At 68.0% G+C, this 23174-nt stretch carries 23 protein-coding genes; 13 read left to right on the top strand and 10 right to left on the bottom strand.

The annotated features are described in order from the left end of the window. The first annotated feature begins 43 nt into the window (after window positions 1-43). Window positions 44-622: an ExbD/TolR family protein gene (locus tag ENSA7_RS32950; RefSeq protein WP_106093374.1), complete on the top strand. Its 579-nt coding sequence runs from the start codon at window positions 44-46 to the stop codon at window positions 620-622. A 21-nt stretch (window positions 623-643) separates the two neighbouring features. On the opposite strand, the gene ENSA7_RS32955 is transcribed toward ENSA7_RS32950, so the two are convergent. Beyond that, window positions 644-1276, bottom strand: a complete 633-nt coding sequence (locus ENSA7_RS32955; RefSeq protein WP_181234338.1) for a 2-thiouracil desulfurase family protein — start codon at window positions 1274-1276, stop codon at window positions 644-646. A gap of 10 nt (window positions 1277-1286) precedes the next feature. Between ENSA7_RS32955 and ENSA7_RS32960 the strand changes: the two genes are divergently transcribed. The 10 genes from ENSA7_RS32960 (at window position 1287) to ENSA7_RS33005 (ending at window position 12006) form a co-directional block, all read left to right on the top strand. Continuing rightward, entirely contained in the window at window positions 1287-2264 is a 978-nt protein-coding gene (locus ENSA7_RS32960) for a hypothetical protein (protein ID WP_181234339.1), read from the top strand. Between the two features lie 100 nt (window positions 2265-2364). Next, entirely contained in the window at window positions 2365-3384 is a 1020-nt protein-coding gene (locus ENSA7_RS32965) for a serine/threonine-protein kinase (RefSeq protein WP_106093377.1), read from the top strand. 54 nt (window positions 3385-3438) lie between these two features. After that, on the top strand, window positions 3439-4263 hold the full coding sequence (locus tag ENSA7_RS32970; RefSeq protein ID WP_106093378.1) for a peptidylprolyl isomerase: 825 nt from the start codon (window positions 3439-3441) through the stop codon (window positions 4261-4263). After that, window positions 4256-5320: a HupE/UreJ family protein gene (locus tag ENSA7_RS32975; RefSeq protein WP_219908101.1), complete on the top strand. Its 1065-nt coding sequence runs from the start codon at window positions 4256-4258 to the stop codon at window positions 5318-5320. The genes ENSA7_RS32970 and ENSA7_RS32975 overlap by 8 nt, the downstream gene beginning before the upstream one ends. A 10-nt stretch (window positions 5321-5330) precedes the next feature. Continuing rightward, entirely contained in the window at window positions 5331-7235 is a 1905-nt protein-coding gene (locus ENSA7_RS32980; protein WP_106093379.1) for a DUF3604 domain-containing protein, read from the top strand. A 467-nt stretch (window positions 7236-7702) separates the two neighbouring features. After that, window positions 7703-9268: an FG-GAP repeat protein gene (locus tag ENSA7_RS32985; RefSeq protein ID WP_181234340.1), complete on the top strand. Its 1566-nt coding sequence runs from the start codon at window positions 7703-7705 to the stop codon at window positions 9266-9268. A gap of 32 nt (window positions 9269-9300) precedes the next feature. Then, window positions 9301-9924, top strand: coding sequence for a hypothetical protein (locus ENSA7_RS32990; protein ID WP_106093381.1), 624 nt, complete (start codon window positions 9301-9303; stop codon window positions 9922-9924). A gap of 10 nt (window positions 9925-9934) precedes the next feature. Beyond that, window positions 9935-10159, top strand: coding sequence for a hypothetical protein (locus ENSA7_RS32995; RefSeq protein WP_106093382.1), 225 nt, complete (start codon window positions 9935-9937; stop codon window positions 10157-10159). After that, window positions 10156-11031, top strand: coding sequence for a Smr/MutS family protein (locus ENSA7_RS45545; protein WP_244923991.1), 876 nt, complete (start codon window positions 10156-10158; stop codon window positions 11029-11031). Before ENSA7_RS32995 ends, ENSA7_RS45545 begins: the two co-directional genes overlap by 4 nt. 51 nt (window positions 11032-11082) lie before the next feature. Beyond that, on the top strand, window positions 11083-12006 hold the full coding sequence (locus ENSA7_RS33005) for a TerB family tellurite resistance protein (RefSeq protein ID WP_181234341.1): 924 nt from the start codon (window positions 11083-11085) through the stop codon (window positions 12004-12006). 12 nt (window positions 12007-12018) lie between these two features. Here ENSA7_RS33005 and ENSA7_RS33010 read toward each other — a convergent pair whose 3' ends face one another. After that, window positions 12019-12825, bottom strand: coding sequence for an SDR family NAD(P)-dependent oxidoreductase (locus ENSA7_RS33010; protein WP_106093384.1), 807 nt, complete (start codon window positions 12823-12825; stop codon window positions 12019-12021). 53 nt (window positions 12826-12878) lie between these two features. Continuing rightward, the gene (locus ENSA7_RS33015) at window positions 12879-13652 is read right to left on the bottom strand and encodes a lysophospholipid acyltransferase family protein (RefSeq protein WP_106093385.1); all 774 of its coding nucleotides are present in this window, start codon (window positions 13650-13652) and stop codon (window positions 12879-12881) included. Between the two features lie 251 nt (window positions 13653-13903). On the opposite strand from ENSA7_RS33015, the gene ENSA7_RS33020 reads away from it, so the two are divergent. After that, window positions 13904-14860: a hypothetical protein gene (locus ENSA7_RS33020; protein ID WP_106093386.1), complete on the top strand. Its 957-nt coding sequence runs from the start codon at window positions 13904-13906 to the stop codon at window positions 14858-14860. Window positions 14861-14865: 5 nt separating this feature from the next. Here the strand turns inward: ENSA7_RS33020 and ENSA7_RS33025 are convergent, their stop codons facing one another. The 6 genes from ENSA7_RS33025 to ENSA7_RS42745 form a co-directional block, all read right to left on the bottom strand. After that, complete coding sequence (locus ENSA7_RS33025) at window positions 14866-15975, bottom strand: TFIIB-type zinc ribbon-containing protein (protein ID WP_106093387.1); 1110 nt, start codon at window positions 15973-15975, stop codon at window positions 14866-14868. A 117-nt stretch (window positions 15976-16092) separates the two neighbouring features. Further along, the gene (locus ENSA7_RS33030; RefSeq protein ID WP_146158415.1) at window positions 16093-17304 is read right to left on the bottom strand and encodes a proprotein convertase P-domain-containing protein; all 1212 of its coding nucleotides are present in this window, start codon (window positions 17302-17304) and stop codon (window positions 16093-16095) included. Window positions 17305-17472: 168 nt separating this feature from the next. Beyond that, entirely contained in the window at window positions 17473-18099 is a 627-nt protein-coding gene (locus tag ENSA7_RS33035; RefSeq protein ID WP_181234342.1) for a class I SAM-dependent methyltransferase, read from the bottom strand. Window positions 18100-18171: 72 nt separating this feature from the next. Then, window positions 18172-20340 carry a beta-propeller domain-containing protein gene (locus tag ENSA7_RS33040; RefSeq protein ID WP_106093390.1) on the bottom strand — a complete coding sequence of 723 codons (2169 nt, stop codon included), beginning with the start codon at window positions 20338-20340 and terminating at the stop codon, window positions 18172-18174. 28 nt (window positions 20341-20368) lie between these two features. Then, window positions 20369-20533 (bottom strand): hypothetical protein, encoded by a 165-nt coding sequence (locus tag ENSA7_RS44475; protein ID WP_181234343.1) that lies wholly within the window; start codon window positions 20531-20533, stop codon window positions 20369-20371. Between the two features lie 10 nt (window positions 20534-20543). Next, window positions 20544-20747 (bottom strand): hypothetical protein, encoded by a 204-nt coding sequence (locus ENSA7_RS42745; protein ID WP_146158416.1) that lies wholly within the window; start codon window positions 20745-20747, stop codon window positions 20544-20546. Window positions 20748-21150: 403 nt separating this feature from the next. On the opposite strand from ENSA7_RS42745, the gene ENSA7_RS33050 reads away from it, so the two are divergent. After that, window positions 21151-22335, top strand: a complete 1185-nt coding sequence (locus ENSA7_RS33050) for an AgmX/PglI C-terminal domain-containing protein (RefSeq protein ID WP_181234344.1) — start codon at window positions 21151-21153, stop codon at window positions 22333-22335. Here the strand turns inward: ENSA7_RS33050 and ENSA7_RS33055 are convergent. Then, window positions 22332-23174 carry a DUF4360 domain-containing protein gene (locus tag ENSA7_RS33055; protein ID WP_181234345.1) on the bottom strand — a complete coding sequence of 281 codons (843 nt, stop codon included), beginning with the start codon at window positions 23172-23174 and terminating at the stop codon, window positions 22332-22334. The two genes, ENSA7_RS33050 and ENSA7_RS33055, sit on opposite strands and share 4 nt — an antisense overlap.

Raw genomic sequence — 23174 nt, forward strand, 5'->3', positions numbered from 1 at the left:
CGCGCGATTGGAACCAACGGCGGGCGGAGGTGACTGGGCAGCGATGCCACGCCGCCCACGAAACCCCGAGGAAGTGTCGATTGGCGAAGCCAACGTGCTTCCGGTCATGAACATCATGTTTTTGCTGATACCGGCCCTGCTCTTGGCGATGGAAGTCGCGAGCATGGCCGCTGTCGCGATCTCTCCGCCAAAGACCACCGTGGCCCCGTCCCCGAATCCGGAGCCGCCCGATGCTGCCAAGCGGCTCGAGCTGAAGGTCTTCATCCTGGCTGACGGGTTTCGGGTCAGCAGCGCGGCCCAGCAGCAGGGCGCGGACGCGGGCAAGGCCCTCGACAGCCGAGCCCCGACGATCCCGCTGGCCAAGCCCAACGCGCCCGCTGACGACTACGATCGCTACGACTACGCCGCGCTCGGGGCGATCGCCGTGGACTTCAAGGCCGCCTACCCGAGCGAGACCGTCGTCACCGTCAGCGCCGAGAACGACATCCCCGCGCAGGTGTTGATCGAGACCATGGACGCGCTGCGCGGGTGGGACTGCAAGCTCGGCCAGCTGAAGGCGGACCAGGAAATCCCGGCGGAGTGCATGTTCTTTCGTCCGGTGATCGAAGCCGGCGCGGGGTAGTGGGGACACGGCCCTGGGGCCTCAGCGCGAGGGAAACAGGCGCCGGTACCACTCGGTCTCGGGGTAGTCGAGGGCGTCGGGATCGGGCTCGTGGCTGGGATCGACGCGGCTGCGCAGCACCTCGAGCGACCGAAAGTCGCGGTGGGAAATGATCCACACCCCCGCGCGAGCGAGCGCCGCGGCGCAGACCCCCTGGCCAGGCACGCGGCGGCCGAGGCTGCGATCGCCGTCGTAGATGACCTGCGATCCGCAGGCGGCGCTCGTGTCCATGAGGATCGCGACGTCGACGCGCGAGCGCCGGGCGAGCTCGACCATCCGTGCCGCGCTGTCGACGAGGCCCGCGGTCCAGTCGACCCCTGACGCTGTCAGGACCCGCGCGAGGCCGTCGAGCACGTCGAAGCCATCGCCACCGACGATGTCGCATAGCTCCCGCGGCGACCCGAAGGCCTCGTGCTCAGGGCAGTAGCGCGTGACCTCGACGGTGGCGAGACTCAGAAGCTCGACGAGCGTCCCCGGCTGCGTCCGGCTGTCTCCATCGTTGGCGCAGGCAACCCCAGCGATGCACGCGCTGACCAAGAGCCGCAGCGGATCCACGGGCAGCGCGGCGATGTCTTCGCTCGTTGGGCGAAAGTCGACAGCGCGTGGACCCGACACGCCGGGGAGCTTGGCACAACCCCCGAGCCTGCCGATAGACCACGACACCACCTCCACAACATGGCGACCTGTCGACGGGGAGCTTGTGGACGCCCGGCCAATCGGTACACTCCCTCCGGCGATGCAGCGACTCCAGGCACATCTCACCGTTTGCGAGATCATCCCGGCCGATCAGTGGGCCTCGTTCACCAACTGGCTGGAGGCAGCGGACGAGCCCTGCGAGCACGACGAGTCATCCTACGAGCCCTGGCTCGCCACCCATGGCGTCGACCTCGCTCAGGCGTCCAAACTCCATGAAGCCATGCGTGAGCTCGCCCCGGGGCCCTGCCGCTGCGCCGCCGCTGCTGAGATCTGGCCGGCCGACCTCCATGAGACCATCCGCGGCCCTGTTGTGTGGTGCCGGCCCGAAGCGCTCCCGCGAGCGCTGACAGGCCAGCCCGCAGCTGGTCGCGAGGTTCAGCTCACCTGGTTCTTCGCCGCGCACCGCGGTGACCTCGGCGAGTTCTGGGATGCCGTCGAGGAGCCCGAAGCGCACGCCGACTGGGACGACGCGCTCGATCTCCTGGACTTGCTGTGCGAGCTGGTCGCCAGCGATGGCGAGCTAGCCTGGGCCGCAGTGGACGTCAACCAGCGGATCGAGAGCTTCTACCACGGCGGCGACGCGGACGAGGTGGAGCGCTGGCTTCGGGAGCGGGGGCACAGTCTCCATCCGCTGGAGGCGGCGCTCGATCGGCTCGCGGTGTTCGTATTGACGAGCGGATCTCAGCCGGTCTCGGAGGTCCGTCTGGGAGTCGATGGATCGGCGGCCCTCTTCTCCGCTGGCAGGCCAGAGATCGTGGTGGTCCGGGCTCGCGAGCGGACGATCTGGGCGGAGGGGTGGAAGCCGCTCCCCGCCGGCCCAACCCGCATCGAGACATCTGCAGGCCCGATCGATCTTCCGGAGACAATCGTGGCTGGCGTGCACGAACTGTCAGTGCCAGCCGTCTGATCTGACCTCGTTCTCGCTCGAGCGTGCGACGCCGATCCCACACGGCGGTAGTTTTCGCCAGTTTTTCGCGGATCGCGGGGTGAATCCGTAGGTTCGGGCCATGCCCACGGTGATCCCGGCTTCGCTGCTCCGCACGTCCACCAAGCCCGCGACGCCGCCGACCCAGCGCGGCGGTGCCGAGCGACCCCGGCGGCCGCGCGAGCTGGTGACGCCGTCGTGGTTGCTCGATCCCGATCAAGCGCAGCTCGTGGCCGGGACCATGCTCGCCCACACCAAGCAGTACCAGATCGAGGGCCTGATCGGAGAGGGCGGCATGGGCTGGGTGTACCGGGCGTGGGACCCGGTGCTCGAGCGCGCGGTCGCGCTCAAGGTCATGAAGCCGGATGTGCCCGAGTCCGAGCGCGATCGATTTCGACGCGAGGCGATCTGGGGCGCCCGGTTCTGTCACCCGTCGATCGCCCGCGTGTTCGATCTGGTCGGGGTCCCGGGCCAGGGCTTCTCGTGGTTCGTGATGGAGTTCCTGCCGGGTCGAGACCTCGGCACGCTGGTGGGTCGCGCGCGCCGACGCGAGCAGCAGATCCCGCTGCGCCTGATCGCCGACGTGTTTCGGCAGATCCTGGGCGCCCTGCAGTACAGCCACGACTGCAACGTGATCCACCGGGACGTGAAGCCCGAGAACCTGTTCGTGACCCGCGATCCCAACACCAACTTCGTGACCAGCAAGCTGCTGGACTTTGGGGTCGCGCTGGATCTCTCGAAGCCGCGGACCGAAACGCACCTGGTGGGGGACCCGCGCTACATCGCGCCCGAGCAGACCCAGCACGGCCGCCAGGTCGACGGGCGCGCAGACGTGTACGCGACCGGCATGGCCCTGTACGAGGCGCTGACCAACCGCCACCCCTTCAGCGATCTGATGGGCGGGCCGTTCCAGGCCCTGCTCGCGGCCCAGCGCGATCGCGTGCCCGCGCCACCGAGCACCTACCTGCCCGAGAGCTACCCCGCGACCTTGGTGTGCGGGCTGGATGTGGTGATCCAAAAGGCCACGGCCAAGGATCCCGACAAGCGTTTCGAGAGCGCGCGGGCCATGCAAGAGACGCTCGCCGACGTGCTGCGGGGCTGACGACTACCGTCGTGGTCGTTTGATCTTGGGCCCCGCGCTGGTGATCATCGCCGCGTGAGCGCCCGCCCCTGGTACCGTGAGCCGCTGCTGCACTTCGCGGTCGCTGGCGTCGCGCTGTTTGGCCTGTACGAGCTGGTCCGCCCAGCCCCGGTCGGCGAGACGATCGTGGTGTCCGCAGACACGCTCGCGCGGATCCACGACCAGCAGGCGCGTCGGCTTGGCCGCGAGCCGACCGCCGACGAGCGTGACGCGGCGATCCGCGAGTGGGCCGACGCCGAGATGCTGTACCGCGAGGCGCGGGCGCTGGGTCTCGATCGCGGCGATCCGATCGTCCGTCGGCGCCTGGTTCAGAAGCTGGCGTTCTTGTTCGAAGAGGTCGACGACCCGCCCGAGCCGAGCGACGCCCAGCTCGAGCAGTGGATCAAGGACCACGCCGATCGCTTCGAGCAAGCGCCGCGGTTCGGGCTGGTCCACGTGTTCGTGCCGAGTTCATCGCGGGTGGTGCCGGAGGCCAAGCTGGTCGAGCTCGAGCAGGCGCTGGCCGACGGCGCCGACCCGGCCACGCTCGGCGAGGGGTTCGCCCTGGGCCAGGTCCTGCAACCCAAGACCGTGGTTGAGCTCAACCGCAGCTTCGGGCCGGAGTTTGGCGACAGCGTCGGGGCGCTGCCTGAGCTCGGCTGGCATCGCATCCGCTCGCTCTACGGCTGGCACCTCGTTCATGTCGAGGAGCGTCTGCCGGGCCGCCTGGCCAGCGTCGACGAGGTCCGCGGTCAGGCTCGCCAGGGGGTGCTGAACGAGGCGCGGGAGCGGGCGCGCCAGCGGGCGATGGACGAGCTGCGCGATCGCTATCAGCTGGAGATCGAGGGCGAGGGTGAGTAGCGGCGGTCCCGGGCCGCGCAGGGTCTGGCTGCCGCGGGCCTCGCTGCTGCTCTTGTTGCTCACGATCGTGCTGACCAGCGGTCCGGCGCGCGCCCACGAGTTTCGACCCGCGCTGCTGCGGCTGACCGAGCGGCCCAACCCGAGCGGGGAGAACGGCTCGTTTGACCTGCGCCTGGTCGCGCCCGCGCAGAGCACCGCCGGGGCGATCGGCGAGGGCGAGCTGACCCCGATCGTGCCCGCGCACTGCGAGCTGCGTCAGATCCGGCTCGACTGTGGCGCGCAGGGTCTCGTGGGTGAGCTGGGGGTCGCGGGGCTCGACCGTCACCCGGTCGACGTGATCGTCGAGCTTCGGTTCGTCGACGGGACCCAGATCACCTCGGTGCTCGGGCCCGATCAACCGACGATGACCGTGGACGGTGCGACCGAACAAGCTGGCTCCGACTCGGTGTTCTCGGACTACGTGGCGCTGGGCATCGAACACATCTTGCTTGGCCCCGATCACCTGCTGTTCGTGCTTGGCCTGGTGTTGTTGGTGCGCGCAGCGGGCAGCGACACGCGGACCCTGGTGTGGACGGTGACCGCGTTCACGCTGGCGCACAGCATCACCCTGGCGGCCGCGACCTTGCAGCTGGTCCAGGTCCCGGGGCCGCCGGTCGAGGCCGGGATCGCGCTGTCGATCTTGCTGCTCGCGCGCGAGCTGGCGCGCGGCCAGACCGACGAGACCGCGCGCGACACCTGGAGCTGGCGGTACCCGTGGGTGGTCGCGTTCGGGTTTGGACTGCTGCACGGGTTCGGGTTCGCGGGCGCGCTCAGCGAGGTCGGGCTGCCGCAGGGACAGATCCCCCTGGCGCTGCTGGGCTTCAACGTCGGCGTGGAGCTGGGCCAGCTGGCCGTCGTCGCGGTGTTGCTGGTGGTACTGCTCGGCGCCCGCGCGCTGGCCCGCGCGGCCCAGCTCCGCCCAAAGATCGCGCGATTGGGGACCCTGGCTCCGACCTGGGTGATGGGCGCGCTCGCGTTCGCGTGGACGATCGATCGGGTGCTGGGGTTTTGGGGTTAAGCTCCCGGCGATGACCCCGCTCGCTCGCTGTCCGCGGCTCCCCCTGACCGCGCTGGCGCTCGCGTCCTCGCTGACCGCGTGCAAGCCCGCCGAGGAGCCTCCCTTCGTCGAGGATCGCGAGCCGTGCAGCGACAACAACCCGCTGCGCAACGTGTACTTCGGCGATCTCCACGTGCACACCAGCTACTCGTTCGACGCGTACATCAACCGCGTCGACGTGGATCCCTTCGCCGCCTACGAGTTCGCCCGCGGCGAGGCCGTCGAGCTCCCGGATGACGCCGGCGGGGTGCGCCTCCACCAGCTCGAGCGGCCGCTGGACTTCGCGGCGGTCACGGATCACGGCGAGTACCTGGGTGAGGTCTCGGCCTGCAAAGATCCTGACTCGCCCGCGTACTCCAGCGATCTGTGCATTGGCCTGCGCGAGGGGGATCCGGCGGTGCTCGTGCAGTGGGGGCTGGGGCTGGGCGCCCAGACGCCCGTGCGTCCCAAGGCGATCTGCGAGGTCACCGACTGCTCGAGCAGCCTGAGCGACGCCTGGGTCCGCACCCAGGAGGCGGCCGAGGCCGCCTACGATCGCAGCGCCGCGTGCAGCTTCACGAGCTTCGTCGCCTACGAGTGGTCGGGGGCCAAGACCCTGTCCAATCTGCACCGCAATGTGGTGTTTCGCAGCGAGCGGGTCCCGGCGATCCCGGCCACCCACTTCGAGGAGCCCGACTATTGGGGCCTGTGGCGCGCGCTCGACCGCGACTGCATCGAGGGGCTCAACGGCTGCGACGTGCTGGCGATCCCGCATAACAGCAACTGGTCGAATGGCAACATGTTCGCGGTCGAGTATCCCGAAGGCGACGAGGCCGAGCTAGCGAGCCTGCGCGCGCGGCTCGAGCCGCTGCTCGAGATCTATCAGCACAAGGGCGACAGCGAGTGTACCAATGGCCTGGCCAACCCGCTCGGCGCCCCGGACGAATTGTGTGACTTCGAGAAGCTGCGCACGGGTGAGTTCGAGGACTGCGGCGACGGGACGGGCACCCAGGGCATGATCAACGGCGGCTGCGTGTCGCGCCTCGACTTCGCCCGGGGGATCTTGACCGAGGGTCTGCGCGAGCACGAGCGCCTGGGCGTCAACCCCTACAAGCTCGGCCTGATGGCCAGCACCGACACCCACAATGGCACCCCGGGCGCGGTCGAGGAGTACGACTATCCCGGGCACTTCGGCGCGGCCGAGGGCTCACCCTACCAGCGCCTGACGGGGACGCTGCCGGGCGGTCCGCAGGACTCTCCGGGCGGGCTGATCGCGGTGTGGGCCGAGCAGAACAACCGCGAGTCGATCTTCGACGCGATGCGACGCCGCGAGACCTACGGGACCTCGGGCCCGCGCATGGCCGTGCGGATGTTTGGAGGCTGGGATCTGCCCGCTGACATCTGCTCGCGCGCGGACCTGGTCGAGCTTGGGTATGAGCGCGGGGTGCCGATGGGTGGGGATCTTCCGACCCAGCCAAGCTCGTCCGCTGCGCCGGGCTTTGTGGTCCAGGCGCTCAAGGACCCAGGCACCGCGGCGGCGCCCGGGACGGATCTCGAGCGTATCCAGCTGATCAAGGGCTGGGTCGACGAAAACGGCGAGTCGCACGTGGAGGTGTACGAGATCGCTGGCGCGCCAACTGGCGCGAGCGTGGATGTTGACACTTGCGAGACGCAAGGGGCCGGGAGCGCGCAACTGTGTGGATACTGGGTCGACCCAGCCTATGATCCAGCCGAGCGGGCCTGGTACTACGCCCGGGTGGTCGAGAATCCAGTGTGTCGATGGACCACGCGCGACTGCAACGCGCTCGCGGCCGCGGGCGAGGAACTGCCTGGAGCGTGTGATACCGCGATCGACGTGATCCAGGAGCGCGCCTGGACCAGCCCGATCTGGAATTAGTCAGGGTCGCGCAGATTGCTCGGCGGAGACGGCGTGACGCCGATGCTTTGCCCGTGCGCGCGTGCAATCAATTCGGCTGACTCAGGGTGTCGCAGCTGCCAGTCGCGGAGTGAGAGATGCACGCCAGATAGATAGATGTGCGTGTGAACAACCGAATGTGGGTGGTCTTGGAGGTTGTGGGCATGATCGCAATTTTATTGGTGCGGGGACTCCATGCGAGCGCGACGCTCTCGACACAATCCGACGGATAGAGCGCCGCGCTGGCCGCGGACTTGATCGATGCCGTTCGGGGCTACACTGGTCAAGTTGCGGTGAATGTGGCGCCCGGTCCAGTGTGGCCAGAGCAGGAGTGTCCCGTGAATCATCAAACACCAATCATCGGCGCTCGCTCGGGCGCCGCTGCAATCATGCTAATCGGTCTTTGTGTATGTGCGCCCGAGACTGGTGGGGCACTCGAAGACCAGCGCGTGGCCGAAGTCGATGACGTTGGTGTTCAACCCGAAGGCTTGGTGAGCCCGGTCGGCGCTGGTGGGTCCAGCGCGGGGGCGCGGGCTGACTTCAACGGCGACGGTTACGACGACCTGGCGATCGGAACCCCGGGTGAGGCCTTGGGCAGCAACCTCCCGTGGGCCGGGGCTGTCAACGTGTTGTATGGCTCGGGGACCGGCCTGACCGTGGTTGGCAACCAGCTGTGGCATCAAGACAGCGCGGGTGTCGACGGGGCCGCCGAGCCAGGCGACGGGTTCGGCGCGACGCTCGCGGTCGGGGATTTCAACGCTGACGGCTTCGCTGACCTCGCGATCGGTGCTCCGTACGAGAGCATTGGCATGCTGGCCAACGGCGGCGCCGTCAATGTGCTGTATGGCTCCGGGGCGGGCTTGACCGCGACGGGCAATCAGCTGTGGCACCAAGACAGCGCGAATATCCTTGGGGCCGCCGAGGCCGATGACCTGTTTGGTTGGGCATTGACCAGCGCTGACTTCAACAATGATGGGTATCACGATCTCGCGATCGGCGTGCCCGCCGAGGACATCGGTGGGCTCGCGGACGCGGGCGCGGTGAACGTCATTTATGGCTCGGCGGCCGGCCTGAGCGCAGCCGGCAACCAGATCTGGCATCAAGACATCTCCGGGGTCGGCGGCGGCGCGGAGCCGGGGGACTCGTTTGGCAGCGCGCTGGCGGCCGGCGACTTCAACAGCGACGGACACGCTGATCTAGCGATCGGTGTGCCCGAAGAGGACCTGGCCATGATCGCCAACGCGGGCATGGTCAACGTGCTCTACGGCACCAACATGGGGCTCTCGGCGACCGGTGACCAGATCTGGCATCAGAACAGCCTGGGGATCCTCGGCGCAGGCGAGCCAGGTGACGAGTTTGGTCGCGCGCTCGCGGTCGGGGACTTCGACAATGACGGGTACGCTGACCTCGCGGTTGGCGTCCCCAACGAGGGGGTGGGGCTGACGAGCCAGGCCGGCGCCGTGAACACGATCTACGGATCCACCGCTGGCCTCAACGAGGCCGACGATCAGATCTGGCATCAGAACAGCGGGGGGATCCTGGGCGTGGCCGAGGGGATCGATCACTTCGGTCGGTCGCTGGCTGCGGGTGACTTCGACGACGACGGCCGCGATGATCTGGCGATCGGCGTGCCAGGCGAAGATCTGGAGGGCGCGACCACCGAAGCCGACGCGGGCGCGGTCAACCTGCTCTACGGATCGGACATTGGCCTGGCGGCGGTCGACAATCAGCTCTGGCACCAAAACAGCGGTGGCGTGCTCGGGGTCGCCGAGAGCTTCGATGCGCTCGGCAGCGCGTTGACGGTGGGGGACTTTGACGCTGACGGCTCCATGGATCTGGCGATCGGGGTCCCGATGGAGGCGATCGGCGCTCAGCTGGAGGCGGGCGCGGCCAATGTTCTGTATGGCGCGGTCGGTGGGCTGACGTCCGTCGACTGCCAGATCTGGCATCAGAACAGCTCGGGCGTCCTGGGCGTGGCCGAGGTGGGTGACTGGTTCGGCATGTCGATCCGCTGATCCGAGCAAACACTCGGGCGAGGTAGTGTGGGATGCTGCGGCATGTCCTGTTGAAGCAGGTGCCGCAGGGCTGTCGCGTGTACGAGACCGGGATGGTCGATCCCCGCGAGCTCGGCAAGGTCGAGTGGCGCGAGCTGTTCGAGGCCAGCGAGGGCGGGCAGAAGTTGATGCGGTTGACGGGGCTGCTCGCCGACGAGGTCGCGGCGGTGCGCGGGGCCCTGAGCACCGAGCAGCCCGGGGAGCTGGGCAAGTCGATGGGCGAGTCCGCGTCGGGGTGGCTGGGCAAGATCGGCTGCCAGTCCGAGTCGTCTGGGCTCCCAGACGCGCTCGGACCTGACCGACTGCAGCCGCCTCGCATGTGGGGGTGGTGCTCAGCGCTTGGGCTGAGCCTTGGCCTGGTCGCGGCGAGTGGGGACATCGAGCAGGCGCACGGGGTTTTGGCGGTCCTCGTGCAACCGCTGGAGCTCGGCGGCGGCGGGGAGCAGGGCGACACTGACACAGGCGACGGAGGCGATGATGGTGATGAGCATGTTGTCTGGTGGGCGGCAGGGGCTTCCCTGGCGCGGGGGACCCAACTCGGGTGTCGCGCTGGTATTGCCAGGAACTACGTGAGTTCGCCCGCGTTGGCGCTGGCCTCGGGCCGCTCGCTGCGCTAAGTGTTCCGCGATGTCGCAAGTTTCGATCGCCCTGACAGGTGTGCCGACAGGCGAGCTCGAGCAGCTGTTGCGGCTCGTGCATCGCCAGCAGATTGCGCCACCGATCACGCCGGCCACCCTCGCGCTGGTGGGCTTGCAGCATCGCAGCGAGGAGCTGATGCAGAGTCTGCGTGGACTCGACGAGCCCGGCGTGCGGGCGGTGTTGATAGCCGTCCTCGCCGAGCGGCGCTCGTGAGCGATAGGGTCGAGTCGCGCGGGCCGAGGGAGCTGCTGGTGGCGCTCGAGCGTCTGATCGCGACTTGTCCGTCCGAGCTCGCGCTCACGCCCCGCGGTGAGCTGGGCACCGACGCCGGGCAACGCTTGAAAGTGGTCGAGATCGGGCCGGGGGGCGGCGAGTGGATCGAGGTTGGCGTCGGCCCCACGTTGATCCGGCTGCGCTTCGGCGGCTGGACCGAGCTGATGGCGCTCGATCCCGTGACAGGCGAGACAGGCGAGACAGGCGAGACCGAGCAGCTCGACGACGCGAACGAGCTGGCCCTCGACTTCGTGGCCGCGGCGATGTTCGGCGAGCTGCGCGTGGTCGAGGTCCGGCTCCACGCCGAGGTGCTTCAGCGCTGCCTCGAGGTCTGCGTCGCGGGCACCTGGCGGCGCCACGCCAAGACCGGATCGCTCGGGCTCGCGGGCGTTCGCGCGTGGCTGCGGCGGGACCTCGAGCGACGCGTGCGGGGCAACGAAGGCCGGGTGCGTCGACCCAAGTCCCTGCGCAACGCGGGGCCGCGCGGACTGCCCGGCGCGCCGTGGGCCGGGGCGTCGGCCCGCGCTGAGACGGCGGCCGCCGAGGTCGCCGTCGACGGCGAGCTCGACCTGCACAATTTTTCGCCCAAAGAAGTTGCGCCGCTGGTCCGCGAGTACATCGACGTCTGTCATGCGCGGGAGATCCGGGACCTGCGGATCGTGCACGGCAAGGGCAAGGGGGTGCTGCGTCGAACCGTGCACTCACTGCTCGAGAAGCACCCGCTGGTCGAGGACTTCCGGCTCGGCGGCCACGGCGAAGGCAGCTGGGGGGCCACGATCGTGCGCCTGCGCGAGCACCCGCCCAAGACCTAGCTGTTGCCCACGCGCGAGTGATGCCACGCTTGCGGGGTGCACCTCATGGACATGAGCCCGACCGTGGCCACGCTCGCGCTCCGCGTGATGCGGACGGTTGCCCGGTGTGACGGGGAGACCGCCACCGAGTCGGAGCTGGTCATCGCCGCCGCCCAGCTGCTGGGCGCGAGCGCGGACGTGGACGCGGTCGAGCCCGACGAGCTTCGTGACGCCGCGCTCGACCCCAAGCAGGCCGAGCAGGTCGTGCAGGCCGCGATCCTCACCGCGCTGATGGACGGTGAGGTGAGCCCCAGCGAGCTGACGATCGTCCGCGCGATCGCGGCGGCGCTCGGCGTGAACGAGCCACGCGTGAAGAACCTCGAGCAGCTCGCGGCGGGGCGGGTCCGCGCGATGTGGGTGGACCTCGCGCGGCGGTCGTGGGCGCGCGACGTGTTCGTGCGCGCGCTCGAGACCGAGGGCCCCCGCGGCGTGTGGAAGATCGTCGGACCGATGCTCGGACGCGCCAAGGATCCCGAGCTCGCGGCTCGCTACATCGAGACCGGCGCGCTGGCCCACGACACGATGGGGTACGCCTACTTTCAGTTCGTCACCAGTAACGAGCTGCCGTTCCCGGGCGAGGGCAACGGCGTCGCCGAGGCGGGCGTGTGGCACGACTGCGCTCACGTGCTGGGCGGGTACGGCATCGAGCCCAGCGAAGAGATCCAGTTGGTGTCGTTCGTCGCGGGCTTCTCTCGCCAAGATCCGTTCTTTTGGCTGTTCACGATCACGCTGCAATTCCACCTGGGGATCTCGATGTCGCCCTACAGCGCGCCAGAGACCGGGCTGTTCGATCCGCCCGCGGTGCTCCGGGCGTTTCAGCGTGGCGCCGCGATGACTTTGGATCTGAGCGCGAGCGGGTTTGATCCGTGGCAGCTGTTTCCGCGAAATCTCGAGCAGCTGCGCCGCGAGCTGAACGTGGGCCCGCGCTCGGCGTGACGCCGGGGTCGGCTACAGAAGCTCGCGGTTGCGGACCACCCAGCCGGCCAGGCGCCGGGGAATCGCCGGGTACAGGCGCTTGACGATGTCGGTCGCCCAGGCCTCGCGGGTGATCACCAGTCGCTGACGTCGGTGCTCGATCGCGGAGACGATCTTGCTCGCGGCGGTCTCGGGCTTCATGCCGTGGTTGTCGAACCAGTCAATGACCTGCTGGCGCTTGTCGTCCGGGGCCCCGCGGCTGTTGCGGGCGATGTTGGTGCGGATGCCCCCGGGGTGCACGCTGATCACGTCGATGTTCTCGTTGGCCAGCTCGATCGCCAGCGACTCCGTGAACCCGCGGACGGCGAATTTGGTCGCGCAGTAGGAGCTCTGCTTGGGCACGCCGGTCAGCCCGAACATGCTCGAGAGGTTGACGAACGCGCCCCAGCCGTTGGCCTGCAGCTGCGGAAGGAAGAATTTGCAGCCGTACACGACGCCCCAGAAATTGATGCCGACGATCCACTCGAAGTCCTCGAGGCTGTGATCTTCGAGCTTGTCGGTCACGGTGACCCCGGCGTTGTTGACGACGATGTGCGCGGGGCCGTGGGCCTGCTCGACCTCGTCGGCGAACGCCAGCATGCGCTGCTTGTCGCTGACGTCGACGACGTGAGTGGTGTGCCCGGCGCCCTCGAGCTCGCGGGCGGTCTGGGCCAGACCGCCCTCGTCGACGTCGGCGATCGCCAGCGTGCAGCCCTTGGCGGCCAGCGCTTTGGCAGTCGCGCGGCCGATCCCGCTCGAGGCTCCGGTGACGACGGCGACGCGTTTGTCGAGGCTGCGCATGCCGATCGACTACGCCCGAGGCTCGACCTGGTCAAGCTGCGCTCGAGCTGGGCTCAGGCGCGGTTCAAGCCCGCGCGGGCGTCGTGGGCGAGCGCCTGCACCTGCGCGTGGAGCCGCTCGGTCAGCGTGGCCGTGCGCTCGCTGAGCCGAATCGGCTGGCCCACGGCCATAGCGACCGGCGTTCGCCGACGCGCGCCGAACTCTCGCGCGTGGGCCAGGAAGCTGTCGGTGACGTACTCGCAGCCGGGCGGATACGCGAGGCCGACCGGCACGAACTCGACGTCGAGGCCGCGACAGGCCGCGAACGCGCCCGCGTTGAACGGCCGGACCTCGTCACCCGCGAAGGTCGTGCCCTCGGGGAACACACACACGGTCCGGCCGCGCTGCAGCTGGGCGCGGATCGAGCGAATCGCAGCCGCGCCGCTGTGCTTGGACTCGCGGTCGACGAAGATCGTCTGGGCCTTCTGGGCGGCGAGGCCGAGCAGCGGCCAGGTCTCGAGGTCGGCGCGGCTGAGCACCGATCCGCCGAAGTAGGTCAGCAACAGCGGGATATCGATCGCGGTGCGATGGTTGCTGATGACCAGGCGCGGGCCGGCTGCCGGCGGCGGGAGCTCGCCGATCATGCGCAGATCGATCGAGAGCACGCGCAGGATCCCGGCGGTCCAGGTCCTCATGTAGCGCTCGAAGATCGGCTCTTGCTCCGCGCCCGCGCTCAGCTTGCGATCGACGAGCTTGTGCGACTCCGCGGCCGCGAGCATCACCGCGGTCCAGCCAGCCAAGGTCGCGCCGCGTGTGGGCGCGAGCAGCTTGCGCAGCGCGTCGGCCATCGGCGCAGTTATACCGGACCGCCACGCAACGGTTGTGTCACGGCTTCACTGTTGCGGCGCTGACGACCAATGGTCATTATTGTGAATGATATCAAATACTTATGATGGATGGGTTGCCAGCCGCGGCAAGAAGGGTCATTCGTCTCGCCCATGCCGGCGGTCAGCGATGCCCACCACGGGCTCCCAAAGCCCGCCATCTTCCCAGCCGTCTTCGAGGCGGCGCTCTGAGTCCCAAGCTCGATCCGCCCGCGGTGGCGAACGTGGAGGCGAGCTCGGCCGCGCTGGTCGCCGCGCTGTGCCCAAGGGCGCTCGGCTCGGTCGTGGATCCGTTGATCCCGGCGGCGATCGTCGCGGCGCTGCGCTGGGTGTTTGGCCGAGAGCTCGAGCACGACGAGGTCGCGGCTTCGTTGCTCGGCGCCCGGTCCGACGCCACCGAGCTGCGGACCCTGAGCGGGTTCGACATGGGCGCGCGGTGTGAGCTGGTCCGCGCCGCGATGGTCGTGTCGCTCGCGGATCAACGCCGCGATCCGGCCCGGACCGCGGGCATTCGCGCGCTCGCGGAGCAGCTCGGGGTGTCGGACACCGACGGCGGTCTCGAGCAGCTCTCGCTGCTGACGGCCGGCAAGCTCGCGCAGCTGCGCTGGCGAATGCTCGATCACAGCGTGAACACCTTGTGGGGCGAGCGCTCGGACTCGAAGCGCGAGCTGTGGTGGCAGCTGGTCGGCACCGTGTTCACGAGCTCGAGCGCCGAGCGACTGGTCGCCGCGCGGTTCGTGGGCCTGGGTTTGCTGCCGTCGACCAGCGTTGGCTGGGCGCTGCAGCGACACTATCGCGTGCACGGACTGGTGGTTCCGGGTGAGGGCAGGGGGATCTCGGATAAATTCGTGGTCCACGAGCTCGCCCACGTCCTCACTGGCTACGCACCCCACCCCTACGGCGAGATGTTGCTCGCGGCCTTTCACGCGGGCAATACCCCGGCGCTGGCGATCGAGCTGCTGCTGCGCGCGCTGCTGCAATACCACCACGGGATCCGCCTCGACGACGGGCCCAGTCGGGGGCTGCTGGTTCCCGACGAGTTCTTTCGCGCCTACGCGCGTGGGCACGCGACCGCGATCGATCTGCATCGGACCGACTGGAACGCGCTGCTCGAGCGAGACCTCGACGAGGTCCGCCGCGAGCTCGGGCTGGCCCCGTCGCTGCGCGAGTAGCCTCGCTACCCGAAGGTGTGGACCAGCAGCACGATGAGCGCGATCAGGGCGATCCCGCCGAGCACCGCCATCGCGATCTTCAGCTTGCTGTAGGGCCGCTCACCGACCGCCTCGCCCGTGCGAGCGTTGACCACGAATCGGTACACCGTGTTGTCGTAGCGAAAGCTGGACAGCCACAGCGGCAGCAGGAACAGCTTGAAGGTCACGTTGGTGTGGTTGGTCGAGTAGCCGTCGATCGACTGGGTGTCGCCGCCAATGTCCGAGCGGATCGTGCTCTCGATCGCGGGGACCATCTTGGTCTTGGCCACGCCGAATCCCTCTTCGAGTCCGAGCACCGCGCGCTCGGCCATGAACCCGCTGAGGTAGCGCGAGTCGAAGGCCGTGAGCGCGCCGAGATCCCACGGCTCGAGATCGGCGATCAGCTTGTCGGGCAACGACGTGGACGCGCAGATCAGCAGGTCGTCGAAGGGCCGCTGGATGTGGCCGCTGACGGGGCTCCACCGGGTCTTGCGGACCTGCCGAGTCTGGGTCTTGCCCTCCGAGTCCTGGTAGGTCTCGGTCACGTAGTAGTAGGTGCCGCGCTGGCCACGGTACGAAGCGTGGGCGAGGGCGTCGTAGGTGTAGTAGGGCAGGTACACCCCGTCCATGCGCACGCGCCTGGCCTTGGCGGCGAGATCGCTGGGCGCGAACCACCGGCTCGTGACCCAGTCCTTGAACTTGCCGCCCGCGGTGCGCTCGTCGATCGCGAAGGGCAGCACGCTCTCGGGCACGATCGTCGCGCGGTCCTCGGTGATCGGCACGACCACGGGCGAGTCGCAAAACGGACACGCGCTGGCCTGGGCGGTGATCATGGTGATCGCGCCGCAGCCGTTGCACTGGATCTCATGGCCGTTCTCGGCGAGCGTGCTGACCGGCTGCTGCCTGAGCGCGCGGAGGGCCTCGTCGAACGAGCGCTCGACCACGGGGGCGGCGGCTGCCGGGGCTGCGATCTGCTGGGCGTGGCCGCAGTAGGGGCACTGGAGGTTGGTGCTGCCCGGCGCGAACTCGAGCTTGGCCCCGCACTGCTGGCAGGGGAATTCTTCATGGGTGCCGGTCTGCGCGTGCGGCTCGGTCATGCTGCGGGGACTCTACTAGACTCTCGGGGGTCGCCACGAGCCCTTTCGTGGGCGGGGTGTTGGCCAGGCCGCGATGATGAGGATGATGGTGGTCACGAGGACGTGGCAACTGCTCACTCAATCGAAGCGACTCATGATCTCGAGACCCCACGAGACCAGGGTGCCCCCGCCGCCTGCGTCGTCGGTGATCGTCAAGAACCATGTGCCGTTGACGGACTCGTCGCCGGAGAACCCTTGCGGCACGCGAGCGAGCGACAGCGAGCCGGGGCTGGGGTACCAGCTCAGATCGTAGGGGCTCGGCTCCTGGTCCCAGACCATCACCTCGTTGTCCGAGGGATTGGTCAGCGTGATCGTCAGCGCGCTCGGATCGGGGTGGTCGAGCTCGATGTACACGACCACGTCGGTGTCCACGGTTGCGAGGTCGCTGGCCTCGAGCATCACCATGAGCACGTCGTCGTGGGGGATCGGCGCGTCGAGCTGGCCGCTGTCGAATTCGCCGCGCAAGCTGGCGTCCATGCACAGGCCGCCGTTGCTGCGGGTGATGCCTGCGCAGATCAGGCCGGGCGCACACCACTGCTGCTCGGTGCAATTGTCGAATTCGCCCCCGCCCGCCTGCGCGCAGTCGAACTCGGTAGTCGTGGCCATCAAGGTGGGCGCGGGATCGGGTGGCTGAAAGGGCGCGTCAAAGCTGGCGCCCGCTGGACCGACTCGAGTGTGCGAGAAGGTTTCGCAAGTGTTGGCGAGCGTGGTGACGTTCAGCGTCGCGGTCAGCGTGCAGGCGTCCTCGACGATCTCGTCAATCGTGAAGCTGGTTCCGTACGGGCGGCGCTCGAGCTGCGTAGCCAGCACCCACGTCGCCCCCAAGCTCACGGGCGGAGCCTGGCCGAAGAACGCCTGGTAGTCCGCGTCGTCGGTGAACAGCGCCGCGAAGTTCGAGTCGACGAAGAACTCCGAGAGCGGGAGATTGATGGGCGCGTGGGTGAGGGATTCCGGGCGGCCGGGATCGAGGCAAGCGTCGCCATCGCCGTCGCCGTCGCCGTCGCCGTCGCCGTCTCCATCTCCATCTCCATCTCCATCGCCGTCGCCATCGCCGTCGCCGTCGCCGTCGCCGTCGCCGTCACCGTCACCGTCGCCGGGATCGCCATCGCCGTCACCGTCGCCGTCGCCGTCGCCGTCACCGGGATCGCCGTCACCGTCGCCGGGATCGCCGTCGCCGTCACCGCTGGTCTCGGTGTCTGTGGTTCCATCCGTGCCTGGTGCGTCATCACTGCACGCGCCGAGCAACGAGAAACAGGCAGCAACGCAAACGAAAATGGGAAGCCGGGTCACGGCGCGGAAGGTATGCGATTCTCGTCCGTGCTCCCAGCCCAGCTCATGACGGCTGCGTGACAACTCGAGTACGACCTCGCCGATCTCCGCATGCGCAGGCGGATCCGACCCTGGTCGCGTCGATCATCGGCGCCGGCTCGTGCGCATCCGCAGCGACGCTGCGCTGATCTACCCGCGTCGGGTCGATGGCTGCGCGGGCAGCTCACGGACCCTGGTCAGCATCAGCCAGGCCTTGGCGACGGTCGGTGTGTCGGCGTCGAACTCGGTCGAGCGAAGCGTGAGCAGCTCGAGCTCGGGCTCGACGGCGTCGAGGAGATCCCGAGCCGATCGGCGCGGCGGTCCATGATCACGCTCGGGCCCCTCGGTGCTGCCAGCGAGGCTCAGCCACCGCCCGCCCGTCTGCAGGGCAGCGGCGACGCGTCGCGCGAACGCAGCTCGATCCTCGGCGAGGTCGAACACGTGGAAGACCCCGCGGTCGAACACCCACTCGTACGGGGCGCCAGGCACTTCGTCGCGCAGGAAGTCGAGCGCCGAGAATTCCACGCTTACGCCGGCCGACTCGCGCTTGGTGTTGGCCTGTGCGATCGCGCGGGCAGACAGGTCCACGCCGTGAACCGTAAAGCCGCGCTCGGCCAGCCAGATCGCGTTGGTCCCGGTTCCACAGCCGACCTCGAGCACCCGGCCCGGCGCCATCACGCCGGCTTCGACGAGCTCGACGAGGTGCGGATCAGGCTTGCCCGTGTCCCATGGCAGGTCGGCGGTTGCGTAGCGTTCATCCCAGTCTGGCTGTGGCACGGCGCGGATCATAGCCCAGCGTGGGACTCGTCTGACATCGACCAGCTTCGGCGCGCGCGCTGAGCCGGCTGATCAGCCCCCGACCAGCGGGATCGACACGGCCGGATTCTCGAGGTCGTCGATCTGCGCCACGTTGACCAGATCATGAGCGATCGAGAACACCCAGTCCTCCATGAACACCGACCGCTTGACCTTGCTATTCGAGTTCGTCCACCAGTTGCCGCACGCGCTGTTCCAGCCCCCCATCATCTCGGGCTCCTCGTGCGGAACCCCGCCGAGCAGGGTGAAGCCGCCGTCGACGGTGACGTGATAGACCAGCAGCCCGCTGAAGGTCATGAAGTCTCCGTACTGCGAGCCGCCGCCGTCCTCGCAGATCGTCATGGGCACCGCGAGCAGGTCGCGGGCCTTGAAGTAGGTGAATCCAAGGTGATTGGTGGCGGCCTCCGAGGTCGAGCCGCGGGTGCCGATGATCTCTTTGTGCTGCAGCAGCGGGTCCGATAGATCGGTCACGTTGATGACCTGCAGCTGGATGCCCTGAAAATACGCGAAGTCGCCCTTGTCATCGGCGTCGTAGCCCATCGTGAGGAGGTGGTCCTCGCCCAACGGGTGCATGTACGTGGAGTAGCCCGGGATCTTGAGCTCGCCCAGCACGCCGGGTGCGGCCGGGTGCTCGAGGTCGAGCACGAACAGCGGGTCAGTCTTCTTGAACGTGACGACGTAGCCCACGTCGCCGCGAAACCGGACGGAGCGAATGTCCTCGGTCGGGGCGAGGTGATCGATTCGGCCGAGCTCGACCAGCTGCGGACCCTGCTCCTCCAGGATCGAGATGGTGCTGTGGACGTCCGGGCTGGGGAGGTGACCGCTGGTGGTGGCGATCCGGAGCACGTCCTCGTGCTCGCTCATCGAGAACTGGTTGAGGATCCTGCCCTTGACCACGCCGCTGGCCTCGTAGTCCGCCGCCACGCCGCCAGGGTTCAGCGCGAACCGGTGCACGGAGGTGGCGTCGTCGATCGCGTCCCCGAGTTCGGGGAACCAGTCGTCGTCGCCCCAAGGTCGCCTGTGCCTGACCGCGACGTACAACGAGTCCGCGGTGCCGTACACCGCGCCGGGGCGGCTGATGATCGTGCTCGCGGCGACCGGCTGCTCTTCGCCGATCTCGAACGACACCAGCGACAGGAACCCGCGGGCGTCGCTGGCCGGCGAGAGGAACATTGACTCGCAGGACGAGATCGGACCCTCGCTGGTCTGGCCGCCGTTCTCGCCATACCGCGTGTCCTTGACCGAGGGGAGCAGCGACGACGTCGGGAACTGCTCGATGAGCGCCACGTTGGCGAGGCGCAGCTGCTCGAACAGCTCATAGATCTCGGGCACCGTGTAGCTGCGGCGCCTATCTCGGCAGTAGGACTTGGGGAGCTGCTCTGGCCAGTAGGACAGCCCCGGGACTTCGACGTCGGGAAACACCATCGCGGTGTGGACGTCCATGTCGACCCGCCGAGAGTTCAAGTAGGCGCCGTTGAACTCCAACTTGCGGGTGCGCTGAGGATTGGCACGATCACTGATGTCCAGCACGGTGATCCGCAGGGGACTCCCGTCCCCGGTGAAGTCGCAGTCGTAGCCGTAGGTACACTCATTGCCATAGCCTCCAGGCCAGACCCCATCGATCGTGGAGTAGATGATCGCCACATCTTCGTGGACGTACATCCGGCGTGGCGTGCCTTCAATCGGGAAGGTCGAGAGCGTGTGGGCCTGGTCCGCGGGCCAGGCGTCGAGCACCCAGAACTTTCCGTCAGCGAGGACATACACGTGTCCGCCGTCGTTCTTGACGAAGTCGGCCTCGTCGACGTCGGCCTCTTGGTTGTTGGTCCCCGAGTACTCGCTGGCCTCTTCCTCCTCCTCCTCTTCTTCTTCCTCTTCCTCCTCTTCGCCCCAGTGCTCGCAAGGATTGTTGGCCGCCAGCACGGCCCGGTCTAGCTGCTCGAGCAACCGCGCTTCCATGTCCTGGACGAGCTTCAGCTCGAGCTTGGCCTCGACGCTTTCACACGAGCCGGCGGGGACCAGCGCTGACGAGCCAGGCTCGCCCTCGTCGGTGGTGGCACCCTCGTTGGTCGTTCCCGACTCCGACTCCGACGCCGACGCCGACGCCGACGCCGACGCCAACTCTGTGTCCGAATCCGTGCAGCCGATTGGTTGCGCGGCCAGGAGTGTCAAGGCGAGTGGGGTGATGATTCGTTCGGTCTTCATACTCGAGGGCCTAACTACGGAGCGTGGATCAGCGACAGGGGGGCTCGGGTAGCTCGAGGAGGGTGCCTCGTGGCAGGTGATCGATCATGAACACGTAGGCATTCATCGCGTGGCAGATCGAGTCCGTGCGGACGACTCGTTCGATTCTGTTCCAGAACAAGCCGCCCCGGGCCATGTCTGGATTCTTGGTCACGAAAGAATTCTCAGGCGAGTGAGTGTACTGCATCAGCAGCCAAAACAGCAGCGATTGCTGGCAATGTGCAGGCGAGGCCTGGGCCGCGTGTGGCGATTTGCCGCACGAAGGTGACGATTCGGTTGCGAAAGCTGGCGCTGTCGAGAGTCTCCAGATTGTAGCAATGCTCGTTTTGCTTGGCCGTTGCGTCCTGGTGCTCGTGTTCGAGCGGCACGCCACGAGCAGGAGCGCGATAGTGACCAGCGACGTCACGATTGCCGTCGGCCTCCGGTGGCTCGGGGCTCTCTCGTGCTTGAAATTGAGCACAGTTTGAATCTGGGAGAGGTGCTCTCCACGCTACTTGCTGGTTGCGGGTGTACCCTGCAAACCGAGGCAGAACAATTGTGGGTCGTCAGGCGCTGAGCAGCGTGGCGCCACGCCCAGCGTCGCCGTGGCGCCAAGACGGTGGCGGGTGGCGCGCTGACCCCTCGCTCGATGCGCACCAGAACCGGCAGCCGGGCCCGACCGACGCCAGGAGGTCGAGCCCCTCGCAGTCGCTGATGTCACCGGACAGAAGGCCTCAGAACCCAGAACTCGGCGGGTTGCATTGGCCGCTACGCGGGGCTCTAATCCGCCCCATGTCCGTCCGACTGTCGCCGATGTTCGTGTCGTTGGCCCTGCTGAGCGCCGCGTGTCTGACGATCGGCTGCAAGCGTGGTGGCGAGGCTGTGAACGCGCCTGACGGCGAGACGAGCAAGTCCGGAGCCGCGGCCGAGCAGGCGCCCGAGCAGGCGCCGCCCGAGTGGCTGTTGCTACCTTGGGGCACGAGACTCTACGCCAGCTCGGTGGGCGAGGCCGCGCTGACACTCCACGCGGATGCCCAGACGTCTGATCGTGGACGCGTCGTGCGGGTGGTCGGCAGCGAGGGTGATCGGTGGATCGTCGAGACCGTGCGGGCGCGCGAGCTGCCAGAGATCGACGCCGAGCCGATCGAGCACCTGGACGTGTACCGCTTGCGCTTGTACGTGCAGGCAGGCAGCGGGGAAGCGTTGTCGATCACGCCGCTGGTAGAGAGGGGTCAGATCAGCGTGTTGCTCGGGACCGTCGCGGGCGATCCACCGCTACAGTCCGGTCGTGTCCGAGCTACGGGCTCGACCATCGACTGGCGGGTGCGGCCAGGCACCACGGCCTACTGGCCGGACGGCAGCGAGGCCGGAGAGGTGGTTGCGCTGCATGCGTTCGCCGAGCCGGGTGAGCGTGTGGACGCGAACCCCCAGGTTGGTGCGCTGAGCTGCTTTGCGATCGTGCTGGGTCCGACGGCGAGCCCCGGGGGTCGACTATGTTTTCCCGCTGACGCGATCGTCGAGGGACAGCCCACGAGCTCGGACCTCATCGCGGAGCTGTGGGGTGAGGGCTCCGACGGCGCCGCGCTGGGCGTGCTCGATGGTGTTGACGGGCTGACCATGGACCGCCACGGCGGCGGAATCGGCGGAATCACGGTCAGTCCGCCAGCCGAGGCCGCGCTACCCGTTGTCGAGCTGGCTTCACTCACGACCGATGGGATCGAGCGGGCGGCCGCCAAGCGGCTGATCAACGCGCGCTCGCGGACCGTGGCTCGCTGCGTCGCGACGGCTAGCGAGCGGGACGCGAAGCGCTCGGGCACGATCGGCTTCGAGCTGAAGGTCGGCGTCGACGGCAAGGTCATCGAGCAGGAGGTCGAGAGCGACGATCCCACGCTGGTCAATTGCGTCACCCACGAGCTCAGGCGCTGGCGATTCCCCAGTGAAGCGCCCGGCCGCATCAGCGGGCGCTTTTCGTTCTAGCACTTCTTCCACTGCCAGTGGAGCTGCTTCTTGAACGCGCCATCGACATCCGTGGTGTTGAAGATGCCGTAGCCTTTCTTGTTCTTGATGGCGTTGAGGTTCAGCGTGGTGTTGATCGCGAAGATCGCCGAGGCGCCGCACTTCGACCACACGACCGACTGGAACGGGACTTTGTCCGTAAACACGTAAAAGTCGTCGTAGTAGCCCTTCAGCTGGGTGTGGGCGCTGAATCCGATCGGATCGCCAGCGAAGAAGTAGTTTGACGTCTGCCGCGCCGTGAGGCCCTTCTCGAGGAACGCGTAGCCGCGGGTGTTCACGGTCGCGACCGACACCTGCCAGCCGTTGGGCACGTGCAGCTTGACGCTAGCGAGGCAGTTCGTGGTCTTGATCGGCGGGCCGGGAGGGTTCTCGAGCAGCATGTCCTGGAAGATCAGGATGAAGCTCTTTTGGTCGGTGGCGATCTGCGACACGACCGACCCGGGCTTGTTGCTCGGGCAGCCCGCGCCGTTGGCGATGATGCCCTCGATGTACACGTCGTTGGGGTCGGGCAGCGCGGCGAGCTGGTCAGCCGGCTCCTGCCACGTGAGCGCCGGGTCGTCGCTGTGAAGCTCCCCGGCCGGGGACAAGTTGATCGTGTTGGGGCTGTCGCCGTCGAGCTGCTCGAGCGCGGCGATCTGTTCTTGCACGGCGAGCTCGTCGACCGTGGCGAGCGCCTCGAGCTCCGAGCTGTCGTCGAGGTCCTCTGGATCGCAGGCGGACGTCGACATCGCCAGGAGCACGAGGCAGCCGAGCGAGGTGAAGATGCGTGTGCGGGTGTGGAGTTTGGTTTGGGTGGTCAT

Origin of the sequence: Enhygromyxa salina, from assembly GCF_002994635.1 — a bacterium.
GTDB classification, from domain to species: Bacteria; Myxococcota_A; Polyangia; order Nannocystales; family Nannocystaceae; genus Plesiocystis; species Plesiocystis salina_B.